Annotated in this window: 14 protein-coding genes; 12 read left to right on the top strand and 2 right to left on the bottom strand. The window is 60.8% G+C overall.

Going from position 1 to position 15,834, the window contains the following annotated elements; genetic code table 11:
- The first annotated feature begins 98 nt into the window (after window positions 1-98).
- The 6 genes from eno to PPRO_RS19455 all read left to right on the top strand — a co-directional run bounded on the left by eno (window position 99) and on the right by PPRO_RS19455 (window position 7,118).
- Entirely contained in the window at window positions 99-1,388 is a 1,290-nt protein-coding gene (eno, locus tag PPRO_RS08230; protein WP_011735545.1) for a phosphopyruvate hydratase, read from the top strand.
- A gap of 275 nt (window positions 1,389-1,663) precedes the next feature.
- Window positions 1,664-2,869, top strand: coding sequence for a bifunctional 3,4-dihydroxy-2-butanone-4-phosphate synthase/GTP cyclohydrolase II (locus PPRO_RS08225; RefSeq protein ID WP_011735543.1), 1,206 nt, complete (start codon window positions 1,664-1,666; stop codon window positions 2,867-2,869).
- A gap of 3 nt (window positions 2,870-2,872) precedes the next feature.
- Window positions 2,873-3,415, top strand: coding sequence for an epoxyqueuosine reductase QueH (locus tag PPRO_RS08220; RefSeq protein WP_011735542.1), 543 nt, complete (start codon window positions 2,873-2,875; stop codon window positions 3,413-3,415).
- Complete coding sequence (locus PPRO_RS08215; RefSeq protein WP_011735541.1) at window positions 3,412-3,624, top strand: DUF2905 domain-containing protein; 213 nt, start codon at window positions 3,412-3,414, stop codon at window positions 3,622-3,624. The genes PPRO_RS08220 and PPRO_RS08215 overlap by 4 nt, the downstream gene beginning before the upstream one ends.
- 162 nt (window positions 3,625-3,786) lie before the next feature.
- Window positions 3,787-5,145 (top strand): IS1182 family transposase, encoded by a 1,359-nt coding sequence (locus PPRO_RS08210; RefSeq protein WP_011733975.1) that lies wholly within the window; start codon window positions 3,787-3,789, stop codon window positions 5,143-5,145.
- A 320-nt stretch (window positions 5,146-5,465) separates the two neighbouring features.
- Entirely contained in the window at window positions 5,466-7,118 is a 1,653-nt protein-coding gene (locus PPRO_RS19455) for a DUF3300 domain-containing protein (protein WP_011735540.1), read from the top strand.
- Window positions 7,119-7,403: 285 nt separating this feature from the next.
- Here PPRO_RS19455 and PPRO_RS08200 read toward each other — a convergent pair whose 3' ends face one another.
- Window positions 7,404-7,658 (bottom strand): hypothetical protein, encoded by a 255-nt coding sequence (locus PPRO_RS08200; RefSeq protein WP_011735539.1) that lies wholly within the window; start codon window positions 7,656-7,658, stop codon window positions 7,404-7,406.
- 167 nt (window positions 7,659-7,825) lie between these two features.
- Here PPRO_RS08200 and PPRO_RS08195 point away from each other — a divergent pair, with 167 nt between their 5' ends.
- The 6 genes from PPRO_RS08195 (at window position 7,826) to PPRO_RS08175 (ending at window position 15,039) form a co-directional block, all read left to right on the top strand.
- The gene (locus PPRO_RS08195; RefSeq protein ID WP_011735538.1) at window positions 7,826-8,263 is read left to right on the top strand and encodes a DUF2703 domain-containing protein; all 438 of its coding nucleotides are present in this window, start codon (window positions 7,826-7,828) and stop codon (window positions 8,261-8,263) included.
- Window positions 8,264-8,314: 51 nt separating this feature from the next.
- Window positions 8,315-8,920 (top strand): carboxypeptidase-like regulatory domain-containing protein, encoded by a 606-nt coding sequence (locus PPRO_RS08190; protein WP_011735537.1) that lies wholly within the window; start codon window positions 8,315-8,317, stop codon window positions 8,918-8,920.
- Between the two features lie 74 nt (window positions 8,921-8,994).
- The gene (locus PPRO_RS08185) at window positions 8,995-10,284 is read left to right on the top strand and encodes an ATP-dependent 6-phosphofructokinase (protein ID WP_011735536.1); all 1,290 of its coding nucleotides are present in this window, start codon (window positions 8,995-8,997) and stop codon (window positions 10,282-10,284) included.
- 30 nt (window positions 10,285-10,314) lie between these two features.
- The gene (locus PPRO_RS08180; RefSeq protein ID WP_232286708.1) at window positions 10,315-11,700 is read left to right on the top strand and encodes an aldehyde ferredoxin oxidoreductase C-terminal domain-containing protein; all 1,386 of its coding nucleotides are present in this window, start codon (window positions 10,315-10,317) and stop codon (window positions 11,698-11,700) included.
- Entirely contained in the window at window positions 11,701-12,186 is a 486-nt protein-coding gene (locus tag PPRO_RS21440; protein ID WP_232286707.1) for a hypothetical protein, read from the top strand.
- A gap of 174 nt (window positions 12,187-12,360) precedes the next feature.
- Window positions 12,361-15,039 (top strand): MMPL family transporter, encoded by a 2,679-nt coding sequence (locus tag PPRO_RS08175; RefSeq protein WP_011735535.1) that lies wholly within the window; start codon window positions 12,361-12,363, stop codon window positions 15,037-15,039.
- Between the two features lie 278 nt (window positions 15,040-15,317).
- On the opposite strand, the gene PPRO_RS08170 is transcribed toward PPRO_RS08175, so the two are convergent.
- The gene (locus PPRO_RS08170) at window positions 15,318-15,794 is read right to left on the bottom strand and encodes a DUF2721 domain-containing protein (protein ID WP_011735534.1); all 477 of its coding nucleotides are present in this window, start codon (window positions 15,792-15,794) and stop codon (window positions 15,318-15,320) included.
- Window positions 15,795-15,834 lie beyond the last annotated feature (40 nt).

Here is a 15,834-nt window from a genome sequence, read left to right as displayed (position 1 = left end):
CGTTTGTATTCTCTTGACGTTGTGTGCTATAGAGATACAGTTTTCCCACACGGAGATACTATCTCCCAAATCACCACTACACGCAAGGGGGCAGTATAATGAGTGAAATTGTTGATATCTATGCCAGAGAGATCCTGGATTCCCGCGGTAACCCCACCCTGGAGGTCGATGTATTCCTGGAGTCGGGCGCCTTCGGGCGGGCCGCCGTGCCGTCCGGGGCATCCACCGGCGAGCGCGAGGCGCTGGAATTGCGCGACGGCGACATGGCCCGCTATCTGGGCAAGGGTGTCCTCAAGGCAGTGGATAACGTCAACAACGAAATCGCCGACGAACTGATCGGCATGGATGCGGACGACCAGGTCGCCATCGACAACAAGATGCTGGAGCTGGACGGAACCGAGTTCAAGAGCAAGCTGGGCGCCAATGCCACCCTGGGAGTCTCCCTGGCCGTTGCCAAGGCCGCGGCCGACGAGGCCGGTCTGTCCCTGCACAAATACATCGGCGGAGCCGGAGCCCGCGAGCTGCCGCTGCCCATGATGAACATCTTGAACGGTGGCGCCCACGCCGACAACAACGTGGATATCCAGGAATTCATGATCATGCCGGCCGGCGCCCGCTGCTTCGCCGAAGCGCTGCGCATGGGGGCGGAAATTTTCCACGCCCTGAAATCTGTGCTGAAGGGCAAGGGATACAACACCTCCGTGGGCGACGAGGGGGGCTTCGCGCCCAACCTGAAATCCAACGAAGAGGCCCTGCAGGTGATTATGGAGGCCATCGTCAAGGCCGGCTACAAGCCGGGTGAAGACGTGCTGCTGGCCCTGGACGTGGCTTCGTCGGAGCTGTTCAAAGATGGCATTTATACCCTGGAAAACGAGCAGCAAAAGCAGAAAACCGCCGCCCAGCTGATTGATTTCTACGAGGATCTGGTCAACCGCTATCCGATCATCTCCATCGAAGACGGCATGGCCGAGAACGACTGGGATGGCTGGAAACTGCTCACCGACCGCCTGGGCAAGCGCATCCAGATCGTGGGGGACGACCTGTTCGTCACCAACCCCAGGATCCTGAAAGAGGGCATCCAGAAAGGTATCGCCAACTCGATCCTGGTCAAGCTCAACCAGATCGGCACCCTCACCGAGACGCTGGAGGCGATCGAAATGGCCAAGCGCGCCGGCTACACCACGGTCATCTCCCACCGTTCCGGGGAGACCGAGGACACCACCCTGGCCGACCTGGCGGTAGCGGTCAATGCCGGCCAGATCAAGACCGGTTCCCTCTGCCGCACCGACCGGGTGGCCAAGTACAACCAGCTCTTGCGCATCGAAGAGGAACTGGACGACTGCGCCCTGTTCAGGGGGCATGACGTGTTTTACAACCTGAAGAAGTAGGTTCCAATCAAAATACGGAAACACAAAAAGGCGGGATATCCCGCCTTTTTGTGTTTCCGCCGACAAAGCCGCATGAACGCCCCCTACCCTGAAGCGCACAATATATTGTATCTCCTGGCGAAGGATGGTATTTTGCGAATTCAAACACTCGAGCAGCAGGGCTTCGTTTCGCGGCGGTTTGTCTCAACCATTGGATCGGGAGAAAAAACGACTCTCCCCTCCCCGCTTCCTGCCGAAGAATCAGCTGTCTCTGTAATCTGAAAGGAAAAAACACCATGTCTGTATCGAGTACCGAAGAAGCAATCGAGGATATCCGTCAGGGAAAGATGGTCATCCTGGTGGATGATGAAGATCGTGAAAACGAGGGTGACCTTACCCTGGCTGCCGAGGCGGCAACCCCGGAAAACATCAACTTCATGGCAAAATACGGCCGCGGCCTGATCTGCCTGACACTGACACCGGACAAATGCGACGCGCTCGGCCTGCGTCCCATGGTGCGCGACAATACATCTCCTTTCGAGACCGCCTTCACCGTTTCCATCGAGGCAAAAAGCGGGGTCACCACCGGCATCTCGGCCGCCGATCGCGCCCACACCATCCTCACCGCCGTCGCCGACAATGCAACCCCCAAGGACCTGGTCAGCCCCGGCCATGTCTTTCCGCTGCGGGCTCGCAAGGGGGGTGTGCTGGTGCGATCAGGACAGACCGAGGGGTCCGTGGACCTGGCCCGTCTGGCCGGCTTGCGCCCCGCCGGTGTAATCTGCGAGATCATGAACGACGACGGCAGCATGTCCCGCATGCCGGAGCTGAAGAAGTTCGCCAAGCATCACGGCATCAAGATCTGCACCGTTGCCGACCTGGTTGCCTACCGGCTCAGGACCGAGCGGCTGGTACGCACGGTGGCCGAAGCCCAGATCCCCTCCCGCTTCGGCGGCGACTGGCGCGCCGTTGCCTTCGAAAACGACGTGGACCACCTGGAGCACATCGCCCTGGTAAAGGGGGAAATCAAAAAGGGAGAGCCGGTGCTGGTGCGGGTGCACTCGGAATGTCTGACCGGGGACGTGCTGGGGAGTCAGCGCTGCGATTGCGGCGACCAGTTGCACAGCGCCATGCGCAAGATCGCCGAAGAGGGCAAAGGAGTCATCCTCTATATGCGCCAGGAAGGACGCGGCATCGGCCTGGTGAACAAACTCAAGGCATACGAACTGCAGGACAAGGGGCTGGACACGGTGGAAGCAAACCTGAAGCTGGGCTTCAAGGCCGACCTGAGGGATTACGGCATCGGCGCCCAGATCCTGCTGGCGCTGGGAATCACCAAGATCCGGCTTTTGACCAACAACCCCAAGAAGCTGATCGGCCTGCAGGGATACGGCATCGACATCGTGGACCGGGTCTCCATCGAGATGGTGGCGACGGAAAACAACATCGACTATCTCACCACCAAGCGCGACAAGCTCGGCCACATGCTGGAGAACCTCTAGGCGATGAACGTGCTGCTGCATCTCTGCTGCGGCCCCTGCGCCCTCTATCCGCTGCGGGTCCTGCGCGAAGCCGGTCACCAGGTGACCGGCTTCTTCTACAACCACAACATCCACCCCTTCCAGGAATACGAGCGTCGTCTCGGTGCGGCACGCCTGATGGCGGAGCAGATGCGGATGCCGCTCCTGGTGCGTGAAGACTACGACCTGGAGGGATTCCTGGCCAACGTGGCTTCGGCCCCCGCCGAGCGCTGTGGCTACTGCTACGGGTCGCGGCTGCGGATAAGCGCGCAGGTCGCGGCCGAGCATGGTTTCCAGGCCTTCACCTCCTCCCTGCTCTACAGCCGCTACCAGAAACACGACGACATCAGGACAGCCGGAGAGCAGGCCGGCCTGGAGCACGGCATTGCCTTCCTGTACCAGGATTTCCGCCCCGGCTGGCAGGAGGGGATCAGGATATCAAAGGAACTGGGGCTCTATCGCCAGCAGTACTGCGGCTGCGTTTACAGCGAGAAGGAACGCTACCTTCCCCGGGAGAAGCAAAAATGAGCGGGCTCGGACGTTCCCTGATCATCACCGGATTAATCCTGGTTGTTGCGGGCGTCGTCATCACCTTCTCGCCGCGCATCCCCTGGCTGGGAAAACTGCCGGGCGACATCCATGTCCAGCGGGAGAACTTCAGTTTTTTCTTTCCCCTGACCACCTGCATCCTCCTCTCGGCGCTCCTCTCCCTGATCCTCTGGCTCCTGCGGCGCTAGGAGTCTGTCGGGCTTAACGCATTCAGCCGTCATCTCCAGGGCGTTTTCAATTGGTTAACCTGCTGTATTTATTGAATAAGTCGTCAGCTTTAGCTTGCGTTTTCTTGGTGTATCCCGTATATTTGTCCGGTAATATCAACTGGTTAGGTATCGGGGTTGACTATGAAATCAAAGTTTATTGAAGTTGACCGGGAAACACCCTATCTGCTCCCGCCATCGCTGCAGGATTGGCTACCAGAAAAGCACTTGGCCCGGTTTGTGGTCGAAATTGTCGAACAGCTCGACCTGCGCTCTTTGAAAGCTACCTATGCCGGCCGAGGCTCGCAGCCCTATAACCCTGAGATGCTGGTAGCATTGTTGTTTTACGGTTATGCGACAGGCGTATTCTCCAGCCGGAAGCTTGAGCGCAGCACCTACGACTCCGTGGCATTCCGGTTCATAGCGGCAAACAGTCATCCTGACCACGATACCATTGCCACCTTCCGCCGGCGTTTTCTGCCGCAACTGAACAAGCTGTTTGCCCAGATTCTGCTGATCGCTCATCAGATGGAGGTGCTGAAACTGGGCAACGTTAGTTTGGATGGCAGCAAAATCAAGGCGAACGCCTCCAAGCACAAGGCGCTGAGCTATGAGCATGCCTGCAAGCTTGAAGAGCAGATCAAGGCTGAGGTTGGCGAACTGCTCAAAAAGGCCGAGGCAGCGGACCGTGCCGATATTCCGGACGGCATGAACATCCCCGAAGAACTGGAACGTCGGGAAAAGCGTCTTTCCGCCATTGCCGCAGCCAAGGTCGAGATCGAAAAACGAGCCGCTGAGCGCCATGCTCGTGAACAGGCCGCTTATGAGAAGAAAGTCGCCGAACGGGCCAAGAAGGAGCAGGCAACGGGCAAGAAGGCCAAGGGGAAAGAGCCGAAACCGCCCAAATCCGGCCCCACTGCCAAAGATCAGGTCAATCTGACCGATGAAGAGTCGCGGATCATGCCGACCTCCGGTGGCGGATTCGAGCAGACTTACAACGCCCAGGCCGGTGTGGATACAGCATCAAAGCTCATCGTTTCGGCCCATGTTACCCAGAATCCCAATGACAAACAGGAGCTGACACCGACCCTGGAGAACCTGGCGGCGCTGCCTGAGAAGCTTGGCAAGGCAACCGATCTGGTAGCTGACAGTGGCTACTTCAGCGAAACCAATGTAACTGCCTGTGAGGAGAACGGGATAACTCCCTACATTGCCGTAGACCGGCAGAGTCACAACGTGCCACTGATGGAGCGCTTTGCCGAACCGCCGCCGTTACCCGAAGATGCCGATTCCGTGGCCAGAATGAAGCATCGCCTGAAGACACCTTCCGGCAAGGCGATCTACGCCCAGCGAAAAGTCACCTCGGAACCGGTCTTCGGCATCATCAAGGCGGTCATGGGATTCAGAAGCTTTCTTCTTCGTGGCTTTGAAGCAGTAAAAGGCGAATGGAACCTCGTCTGCATGGCCTACAACATCAAACGGCTGCATGTCTTGGCCGGATAGAATGAGAAATAGCGAAAATCAGCCTGTAATAACCGCAGTCATCGCTGAAAGGGCTGAATTAACCAGGTTGCCGGTGGGAAGACGAACACATACGGAACTTTTTTAATCGGCTTGGCCACAAAAGAGGGCGCCCCTGAGGTCAAGCCCGACAGACTCCTAGCCCGCGACTCCCTGCCAATGGAGGCACCACCAGCAGCCAGAACAGCGGATGAGGCGCACAGCATCCACACTGCGGGCCACGCTTTTCCGGGCAGTGTCGCACGACACGGTTCCTTTTGCGCGACAATCGCACCAACGCCCCCGCGAACAGGGAGACAACCATGAAAAACAGAGCGATCATACCGCGGACACTACTCCTGCTGTTCTTTATCACCCTGGGGCAGACGGCATGGGGCGCCAGCGACATCTACTATCCCTCCGACGACCAGGAAGCTTCCCATAACCAGGAAACGGTGTACAGCGACGAGCAGTTCAGCATGGAGGAACTGGAGGATCTGCTGGCTCCCATAGCACTCTACCCCGACCCCCTCATCGCCCAGATCCTTCCGGCGACGACCTTCATCGACCAGATCAACTCGGCGGCCCGGCGCGTCAGGATGATGGGAAAAGACGCCCTCATCGACCAGCAAGAGTGGGATGTGAGCGTCAAGGCCGTAGCACACTACCCCGAGTTGCTCTTTATGATGGACCAGGACCACGACTGGGCCGTTGCCCTGGGACAGGCTTTCATCAACCAGCGTGAAGAAGTGCTGCAGGCGATCCAGCTCCTGCGCCAACAGGCACGGGCAACGGGCAACCTGGTTTCAACCCCGGAGCAACAGGTTGTCGTGGAAAACGGCTACATCAGGATTCTTCCGGCGCGGCCTGATCTGATCTATCTTCCCCAGTACGATCCCCAGACGGTCTACGTCGAGCCTCCCCCACCTGAATTCGGCTTGGTCACCTTCGGCATCGGCTTCACCATCGGCGCATGGCTGAATCGCGACTGCGACTGGCATGGCCGCCGCATCTACTACCACGGCTGGCGGGGACGCGGCTGGATCGACCGCGCACGGCCGCACGTGCATGCCAGGAGCAGCGTCTACGTCAACACGCGCTACACGACCATAACCACCAACAGCCGCGTACTGCGCTACAACAGCGGGAAGTATCGAACAGGGAACCGGCGCGACACACCCCACCGAACCGAACGCCAGACAGGTGTCATCCCTGGCCAGCGTCCTGTCACGCGGGAGCAGAGGCCCGTGATTACGACAACACCACCTCCTCCCCGCAGCGATACTCCGCACCCCCACTACCGCCCCCAGCGGAAGCCCCAGGCCATTCCGCCTCCGCCGCGGTCCGCGCAACCGCGGACGGTCGTCCCCCTGAGAGACCAGCGTTCCCCCGACAGGGTTCAATCCCCGGCAGCAAAAACGGTTCCGCTCGCGGGAGAGCAGCCTCGCAACCGTCAACCGGGAAGCCGCCATAACGGGCGGGGAACCGCCGCCGGCACGCCCCGCTCCGGAACTCAGCCGTACAGCCGTTCCAGCGACAAGGCCGGCGGGCAGACCACGGTCAACCACAAACGGGAAAAATTCGGCCGGGAGACCATGCACCCACAGGACCAACCCGCGCCTGCGCGGCATCAGCAGACAGTTCCTCCCCGCTCCGTGCCGCGGAAGCAGCCGTCCGCAGCACAGCCTCAGCCGGCAACACAACCCGCTCCGGCTCAGCAGCCTCGAACCAAGCAGCAGCCGGACGGCGGCAACATCGGAACAGCCGCGCCACGCAGTGCAGGCCAGACAACGCTCCCGGCCAACGTCCAGCCAAAGCCGTCGCCGGCGGGGCAGCAGCCACGGATCGAGCGTTCCGCCCCGCATCAACGCCCGCAGCCAGAGCAGCGCCCGACCGCTACCGGCGGGGAGTCGCCGCCCAGGCAGTCTGCTCAGCCGCCTTCCCGCATGGTACCGGAGTCCACCCGTGCCAGGTAGCGGCAGCACACGGGAGGCCCGCGCAGTCCCATGCCCGGAGCCAACGCATTTCCCTGAGTAAACGTCAGCATAATCAGCGCCTTATATACACAGGGATGCAGGGAACATTCTCGAAGACCAAGAACTTCACAGTTCACGCGAAAATGTGCAAGGACGGCTTTACCACTTCCATTCACATCGTTTCTGTTCGGGGATGTGCCGAATGATCAAAGCGAGATCGGCGCTTGATCGGGGCGTACAGACAGGATCCGACCCGGACTGCGGAAGGTTTCCGGGAGGACAAGATCAGCTCTTCAATCTGGCCACGTACTCCAGAAAGGCCTGGATAAAATCCGGGGACATACTTCCCAGCGTCCGGCTTACGCGTCCCCTGTCGGCAAACTCGATGGTGAAGGGGCTGGAGCGGGTTCCCTCGATAGCCCACAGGGAGATCACCCCTTCCGGATCACGGATGACCCGATATGCGCCGCGCCGATAGCGACATCGCAGAACCACGACCGCGTTTTGTCCCCTGACATGCAGATCACCGCTGACGGTCATTTCCCCTATACCCCCAAATTTACACTCGGAATTTTCTGAAAAGCCGTTAACCGGATGGTATACTTCCCGGTGTGCACCCGAACAACCGGTCCCCCCGTGGTACAGGGCAGGTGCAACGAAAAGAGCAACATTGCGCCAATCGTTCCCGATTATATCAGGAGAAAGAGATGATGGAGTTACGGATAACATGGCAGCGGCTGGTAGATGATCAGGGACAGACCTGCGATCGCTGCTCCGCCACCGGTGATGCGGTCAGGAGTGCTGTTCAGATGCTGCGTGAGGCGCTCGCTCCCCTTGGCATCGTAGTGATCGCCGAGGAGAGGGAGTTGAGCAGAACCGAATTCATGCGGGCGCCGCTGGAATCCAACCGTATCCTGATCGGGGACAGAGTGCTGGAGAAATGGCTCGGGGCGGAGACGGGACAAAGCTGCTGCTGCGGTCCATGCGGCGATGAAGAGTGCAGAAGCGTCTCGTTTCGCGAGCAGTACTACGAGGCGATACCAACGGAGCTCGTGCTGAAGGCGGGACTCATGGCCGCGGCTCACCTGCTCCCCCTCCCCCCGGGGAAGGCCGTTGTCGATGACCCGCATCGAAGAGCCCCATGAAACAGTGCCTGCCCCCAGCGGGATGGTGGCGAGCCTGATGGAGGTTCAGCTATGAAGAAATGTGCCCTGATCCTGTCGGCAATCGTGGGAGGAATCGTCTGCACCCTCACGGACCTGATCCAAAAATCCGAGGCATCGGCCATTCTCCTCATCGGCAGAACCCTGGACGAACTCTTTTCCGGTATCCCCGCGCCAAACCTGTGCGCCATCGGGCTCGTTCTGATGCTGGCCGTGGCGCTTCCCCTCATCTTCGAGTCCACGTCAAAGAAGGGGGCCTTTTATCTGGGCGCCAGCGTACTGGCGCTCCTGATGACGATGACACCGTACAAGGCTCCCCTGGGATTCAAAACCGAACCGAATTCGGTGGAGGTGCTGCTCTCCCTTTCCACCGCAGACCGGCGACCGATGGAGGGTGCCCTGGTGACGTTGTGGGATGCGGAAGGGAGAACGGTCATATCGCGAACCAGACTTGCAGGCGCCCAGTTCAGGTTCTTTCAGGACGGAGGGACCTACCGGCTGAGCGTGGAGCTGTCTGGTTACGGGAGCGAGCAACGCACACTTTCACTGAGCGAGGGGTGGCCACAATCCATCACCATAACCCTGCAGCCATCTTCCCAACCGCTGTTCATCCAGCGGATCCTGAGACAAGCGCGGTGAGGCACCGCAGGTGCCCGGCCGGGTAAGTCCAAAACACCAGCAAAAACAAAGCTATCACACCCATAGGAGGAACAATGAACCACCAGGAACCGGATTTCAACGTGGAACGTCTGGGCGAGTGCCGCTTCCCCTCTCCCATGCGGGGGGTACGCTTCACCACCGACGGAGAACGTATCCTCTACCACTCCCGCTACCAGGAAATGCGTCCCTTCATCGACAGCGGCAGGGAGCCCCCTTCCATGGAGATGGGCGGTCCGCGGGAACGGATCTTCTTCGACCCGTCCACCATCGCCTGCGGCATCGTCACCTGCGGCGGCCTCTGCCCCGGAACCAACGACGTGATCCGCGCCCTGACCTTGAGCCTCTACCACCACTACGGCGTGCGGCGGGTCTACGGTTTCCGCTACGGCTTCGAGGGTGTGGTGAAGCGCCACGGCCACTCCCCCCTGCTGCTCACCCCCGAGGTGGTGGACCGTATCGGTGAGCTGGGGGGGACGATCCTGGCTTCCTCCCGCGGCCCCCAGGCGCCGTCTGAAATGGTCGACTACCTGGAAGAACTGGGCATAGCCATCCTCTTCACCATCGGCGGCGACGGAACCCTCAAAGGGGCTGCCAAGATCGCCGAAGAGGCGGCCCGGCGGGGCAGGCCCATCAGCGTGATCGGCATACCCAAGACCATCGACAACGACGTATCCTTCCTGCAAAACACCTTCGGTTTCGAAACCGCCGTGGACGAGGCCCACCGGGCCATCTACGCCGCCCACACCGAAGCCACCGGGGCACGCAACGGCATTGGCCTGGTGAAGCTGATGGGACGGGACTCCGGCTTCATTGCCGCCTACTCCACCCTGGTCAACAGCCAGGTCAACTTCTGCCTTGTTCCCGAGGTTCCCTTCACCCTGGCCGGGTTCCTGAAGAGCCTGGAGGAACGTCTGGCCCTGCGCGGCCATGCGGTGATTGCCGTTGCCGAGGGAGCGGGCCAGGAGCTGCTGCCGGCCGCCACGGAGAGTGACGCATCGGGTAACGTCAAACTGGGCGACATCGGCACCTTTCTGCGGGACGCCATCAACGGACACTTCCGCGCCATCGGCACGGAGATCACCCTCAAGTACATCGACCCAAGCTACATCATCCGCAGCCAGCCGGCCAACTCCCACGATTCGGCTTTCTGCCTGCTGCTGGGACACAACGCCGTTCATGCCGGCATGTGCGGCAGGACCTGCATGGTTGTGGGGAACTGGAACCAGCAGTTCACCCATGTCCCCATCAGGCTCGCAACCCACCAGAGGAAGAAGATCGACCCCAAGGGGCGACTCTGGAGCAGCGTCCTGGCATCCACCGGCCAGTCCCGCGAGATAGACTGAGCGCCAGACTGACAGCGGAAGGAAACGATCATGTTTCAACGAGTGCTTCTGGTTGATGCGTCCACCGGTTTTTACCGGACGAGAAAATACGGCTTCGAGCGCTACTTCGGGCCGGTGGATCTGGGCATCCACCTGACCGAGGAGTACCGCAGCCTCAACTTCGGGGTCGGCATCTTCGCCGGCTCCATATTCCCCGGTTCCAACCGACTGGTGGTGACCGGCTTCTCCCCCTGCTGGCAGGGATACTACATCAGCTCCATGGGCGGCGCGGGACTGGTGTTCGACAACCTGGGGATCAACATGCTCAGCCTGGTGGGCAAGGCCACGGTGCCGTCGGTGCTCTACCTGAACCGCAACCACGGCGAGGAGATCGAACTGGAGCTGCTGCCGCTGGATGTGGAGGCGATCTGGAAGAGCGGGAGAGGCGGGGTCTACGGACTCACCGACCATGTCTACAGCATATTCAGCCAGCGCTACGAGAACGACCCGCGCATCCTGGTCGCCGGCCCGGCCAGCCTGCATACCGACATGGGCGGAATCATGTCGGTTCCGATCAGCAAGGGAAAGATCAGCTTCGTGGACACCTGGGCCGGCCGGGGCGGCTTCGGCAGCGCCATGGTCAGAAACCACGGCATCGTGGCCATCATCTACGGCGGCACGGTGGTGAACGAGGACTTCCGCGACAGGAAGGTGGCAGACGAGTGGTTCAGGGACAAGTACAACCTGCGCCTGACGGAAAAGGACCTGGAGGCCACCCGCAAGTACCGATTCGACGAGAAGCTGAACACCGGCGGCACCCTGGGGGTAAACTACGCCACCATGGGGGGCAGGATCATGGCTTTCAACTACCGCACCATCCACTGGACCGAGGACGAGCGCCTGGCCCTGCACCGTAATCTGGTGCTGAACCACTACCTGAAGCAGTTCAACGATGAGACCATCACCACCAAGCAGCAGGCCACCTGCGGCGAGCCGTGCATGGCGGTGTGCAAGAAGATGAACGGCATCTACAAGAAGGACTACGAACCGTACCAGACCATGGGACCGCTATGCGGCATTTTCGACCAGCGGGCGGCGGAGAGGCTCAACCACCACTGCGACGCCATGGGTATCGATGCCATCTCCGGCGGCGGGGTGCTGGCCTGGCTGATGGACCTCCTGGACGAGGGGCTGCTCACCAGGGAGGAGCTGAGGGTCACCCGCCTCCCCCGCTGGGACACGGCAACCTTCGACCTGGTCAACGACTCCCTGCACAACGCCGAGCTGGGCTGCGAACTGATCGACGCCATCCTGGAGCGGCGCGGCATCCTGGATTTCCGCGAGGGGGTGCGCAAGTGGAGCCGGATACATTCGCGCCTGAAGGGCACGGCGCTGCACGACCGCATGGTATACATCGCCTTCAGCAGGCGGGGGTGAATGGTCCCCAACCAGTACTGGGTCTCCGGCGCGCTGGTGCCCATGGCCATCATGGGCAAATACTACATGATCTACAGCTTCGACTTCATCCCCCCCCGCACCTTGGGCAGGATGTGCGCCGACCGGATGAAGCAGGAGCTGATTCTGGACAACCTGGGGGTCTGCCGCTTCCACCGCGCATGGGCCGAGGAACTGCTCCCCGAGATCATGGACTCCCTGCACCACTGCAAAGAGCGCTTTCTGCGCTCCATCCACGTACTGGCCAGCCGCCTGGACAGCCGCAACAGCCCCATATTTTGGGAGTCCGACCGCAATATCGACTATCTGCACACCTTCCTGAAACGGAAACGTGAGGTCGACAACGACGACCGCCCCGAGCTCTTGGAGTGGCTGGAACGGTTCGAGCACAACCGACTGGAGGCCGCCCGGGACTTCTGGTACGAATCCCTCAAGGGGATCAACGAGAGCCTGCGAGAGTTCTTCTGATCACTGCCGTGACCCGTAACGGGTGACTGGTCACCAGTTACGAGCCACCAGTCACGCTTTTTCCCCTCCCCGATTGACTTTACCCTCCCCACGATGCTATCAAGGACAATTCAGTCCACGTCCGGCAAAGCCACCCGCCGGATCACGATTCATTTCCTCCCAAGGAGTAACTCAGTGCCTCACCGAAGCTTTCACAGCCGCCTCTTCGCCTTTATCGCCCGGCATCCCCGCCTGATACTGGGAGTGGCGCTGCTGCTCTCCGTCATTTCGGTCATCTACACCAAACAGAACATGGAGTTCCTCACCGGCCGCGACGACCTGATGCCCAGGAACGCTGCCTTCCAGGTGGACTACCGCGCCTACCGCCAGGAGTTCGGCGACCAAGAAGAGGTGGTCATCGTGGTGGAGTCGGACGACGCCGAACTGTCCACCCGCTGCGCTGACGCCATCTACCAGCGACTCTCCCGTGAAAAGGGGGTCTATCGCGAGCTGTTCTATCCCGGCGGCCTGCCCTATTTCCGCAAGAATGGCCTTTTGTTCATGCCGCTGGAGGAGATCAGGAACCTGCGCTCCACCCTGACCATGGCTGCGCCGGTGCTGAAAGACCTGGCCGCCTCCCCCACGGTGCAGACACTGTTCACCAGCCTGACCAGCCAGATCGACGTCTACCTGGCGACCGGCGACCAAGATTCCCTGAAGAGTCTGACCTTTATGCTCACTACCCTCGACAAGGGCTTCAAGGCCTTCGACGGGAAGTCCAGTGGCCTGAGCATGGACTCGTTTCTCAAGGGGAGCACTGACGGCAAGGGTTCCCTGCTGGAGAGCGCCGGCAAACAGCAGGTGATCACCATCCTGCCGGTCAAGGAGCAGGGAAGCTTCGTGCCGGCTGAGAAGGCCATCACCACCACCCGCGCCATACTGCGCCAGGTCATGGCCAGACCGGATTTCAAGGGGATCAACGCCGGCCTGACCGGCGTTCCGGTGCTGGAGTACGAGGAGATGGCAACCAGCCAGCACGACATCGCCATCGCCACGGTGCTGTCCCTGTCGCTGACCGTGGTCCTGCTGCTGTTCGCCTTCCGCGGGCTCTTGAACGTGATCAGCGCCATGGTGTCGCTGATCGTGGGCATCTGCCTCTCCTTCGGTTTTGCCACGGCCGTGATCGGCCACCTCAACATCCTCTCCATGGTTTTCGCCATCATGCTGATCGGCCTGGGTATCGAGTACGGCATCCAGGTGGTGCTGCGCTACCAGGAGGAACTGAGGGGCGGCGCCGACGGCATGCAGGCAATCGAGACCGGCCTGGGGGCAAACATGCGCTCCATCGTCATGGCTGCCGCCACCGTTGCCCTGGCCTTTGCCACCTTTGCCTTCACCGATTTCAAGGGGATCGCCGAACTGGGCATCATCGCCGCCGGTGGGGTAGTGATCTGCGTCCTGGCCACCTTCAGCGTACTGCCGGCCATGCTGATCCTGCTGGAGCGTTTCAGGAAACCGGCAAAGCCCTACCTGGCCGTTCCGGACGGCGACCGGGAGGTCCAAGTGGCCGGGCGCCCGCTGTTCCGTGCCCTGCTGGACCGGCCGCGCATGGTTGCCGGCATGACCCTGCTGCTGTCGCTCATCTGCGTCTATCCCGCCATCGACACCCGGTTCGACTACAACCTGATGAACCTGCAGGCCAAGGGGTTGCAGTCGGTGGAATACGCTTACAAGCTGATGCGAAGCAAGGAGAACTCCGGCTATTTCGCCGTGGTCATGGCCAAAGACCGGCAGGAGGCGCAGCAGCTTACCCGACGGCTGGAGCAACTCCCCAGCGTGGACCACGTGGTCAGCCTGGATGCCCTGGTTCCCGACCAGCAGGAGGCCAAGCTGGCCGAGCTGGCGGAACTGAAGAGGGTCATGGACCAGGTCAGGCCGGTCCCCTACGAGGAAAACCTGGCCCTGATGGAGCTGCCCATGGTATTCGAGAACTTCCACGACCGGGTGGCGAAGTTGAAGCAGGCCCTGGAGAAAGCCGGGGCAGCGGAAGCACGACCGGTGGCCGCCTTCCTGACAACATTGGACGGCTTCTTCGCCTCCCTGGAAAAGGAGAAGGACAGGAATGCCGTGTCCATGCTGCGTGATTTTCAGGGGGGGATGTTCGCCCAGCTGCCGGACAAACTGGCCATGATGAAGGAGAGCCTGGAGGCTGCGCCGGTGGGAGAGGCGGATGTGCCGGCCCAGTTGAAGCAACGCTTCGTGGGCACAAGCGGCAAATTGCTACTGCAGGTGGCGCCCAGGAAGGAGATCTTCGAGCACAAACCGCTGTCCGAATTCGTCAGCCAGGTCAAGAGCGTGGTTCCCAACGCCACCGGCGAGCCGGTCATGGTCTACGAATCACTGACCGTGCTGCGCGACTCCTACCTGCGGGCCTTTGCCTACGCCTTCATCGGCATCGCCGTGATCCTGCTGATCAACTTCAAGAGCATCCGCTTCGCGCTGCTGGGCACCCTGCCGCTCGTGGCAGGCCTGCTGCTGATGGTGGGGGGAATGTGGCTGGCGGGAGTCAGCTTCAACTCGGCCAATATCATCGTGCTGCCACTGATCCTTGGGGTGGGGATCGACTCGGCCATCTACATCATCAACCGCTACCGCCAGGGGAACGAGTCCCCGGCCCAGGTGGCGCTGAGCAGCGCCGGCATCGGCGTGTTCCTCAACGCCCTGACGATCCTGTTCAGTTTCGGCGCCCTGATGGTTGCCCACCACCAGGGGGTATTCAGCATCGGCGCGGTCATGTCCCTGGGCATGGTTGCCAGCGTAGCTGTCTTCCTGGTCTTCCTGCCCGCCCTGCTCTGCCTGTGGGGTAAACGGTAACAGCCCTCTGCCCGGAATGCATCCGCAACGCGAGGGAGCGGACAGCATAATAGTAAAGAATAGCAATACCGCACAGCCCCGTTTCCGCCATGGAAGCGGGGCTGTGCGCTTCAGGAGAGGCACGGAAGAATTGAAGAATTGAAAGAGGTGATGCATGCTTTCAGTCCTTGCCAGCACAGAGCGGCACGTTCAAATCATCAATGCCTGGCTTCTGCATCCGCACCAAAAACCATCTGCTGCTTCCTGCGGGGGAGGACATCGTCTGGATGAACCGGGGTTCATCTCCTTGGGGAACTACGGACAAAGCCACCCGTATCGTGGGGACCGATGCGCAGGCTGGCTGTAGCGATGAAGATTTCGCGCAGAAAGATGATGAGTCCCAACACCAGAAAGAGCATGGCCAGAATGAAGAGCAGTGCGATGGGTATGGACATGTTGAACAGAAACAGGTTGCCCAGAAAGAGAACGGCAATGACGGTGCAGACCACGATCGCGGCCGCGGTGCAGAGGGTGATGGCCACATTGATGAGATTTGCCCGATGGGAAAGGGTGCCGAGGTCACGATGGAGTGCGGCGAGGCACTCCTCCGCGGCACTTTCAAGCCTCCCCTCCAGCAACCGGGCGCGGTCGATCACGCGCGCCAGCCGACCCGCCATCACGCTCATCATGGCGCCAATGGCCGTGAGCAGAAAAGCCGGTGCCACGGCCAGCTGAATGACGTGCGATGTGGTTCCGATATCACTGAAATCTGCCACGGTTGCCCTCCCCTCAGGTTCTCCCCGTGACCATATCCCG

Source organism: Pelobacter propionicus DSM 2379 (genome assembly GCF_000015045.1).
Taxonomy (GTDB): domain Bacteria; phylum Desulfobacterota; class Desulfuromonadia; order Geobacterales; family Pseudopelobacteraceae; genus Pseudopelobacter; species Pseudopelobacter propionicus.
Note: the sequence above shows the minus strand (reverse complement) of the source record. Positions and strands in the feature narration are given on the sequence as shown.

Bases quoted from the DNA above. Each gene is read 5' to 3' on its own strand.
- eno (WP_011735545.1), top strand. From the start codon at position 99: ATGAGTGAAATTGTTGATATCTATGCCAGAGAGATCCTGGATTCCCGC.
- PPRO_RS08225 (WP_011735543.1), top strand. From the start codon at position 1,664: ATGTCTGTATCGAGTACCGAAGAAGCAATCGAGGATATCCGTCAGGGA.
- PPRO_RS08220 (WP_011735542.1), top strand. From the start codon at position 2,873: ATGAACGTGCTGCTGCATCTCTGCTGCGGCCCCTGCGCCCTCTATCCG.
- PPRO_RS08215 (WP_011735541.1), top strand. From the start codon at position 3,412: ATGAGCGGGCTCGGACGTTCCCTGATCATCACCGGATTAATCCTGGTT.
- PPRO_RS08210 (WP_011733975.1), top strand. From the start codon at position 3,787: ATGAAATCAAAGTTTATTGAAGTTGACCGGGAAACACCCTATCTGCTC.
- PPRO_RS19455 (WP_011735540.1), top strand. From the start codon at position 5,466: ATGAAAAACAGAGCGATCATACCGCGGACACTACTCCTGCTGTTCTTT.
- PPRO_RS08200 (WP_011735539.1), bottom strand. From the start codon at position 7,658: ATGACCGTCAGCGGTGATCTGCATGTCAGGGGACAAAACGCGGTCGTG.
- PPRO_RS08195 (WP_011735538.1), top strand. From the start codon at position 7,826: ATGATGGAGTTACGGATAACATGGCAGCGGCTGGTAGATGATCAGGGA.
- PPRO_RS08190 (WP_011735537.1), top strand. From the start codon at position 8,315: ATGAAGAAATGTGCCCTGATCCTGTCGGCAATCGTGGGAGGAATCGTC.
- PPRO_RS08185 (WP_011735536.1), top strand. From the start codon at position 8,995: ATGAACCACCAGGAACCGGATTTCAACGTGGAACGTCTGGGCGAGTGC.
- PPRO_RS08180 (WP_232286708.1), top strand. From the start codon at position 10,315: ATGTTTCAACGAGTGCTTCTGGTTGATGCGTCCACCGGTTTTTACCGG.
- PPRO_RS21440 (WP_232286707.1), top strand. From the start codon at position 11,701: ATGGTCCCCAACCAGTACTGGGTCTCCGGCGCGCTGGTGCCCATGGCC.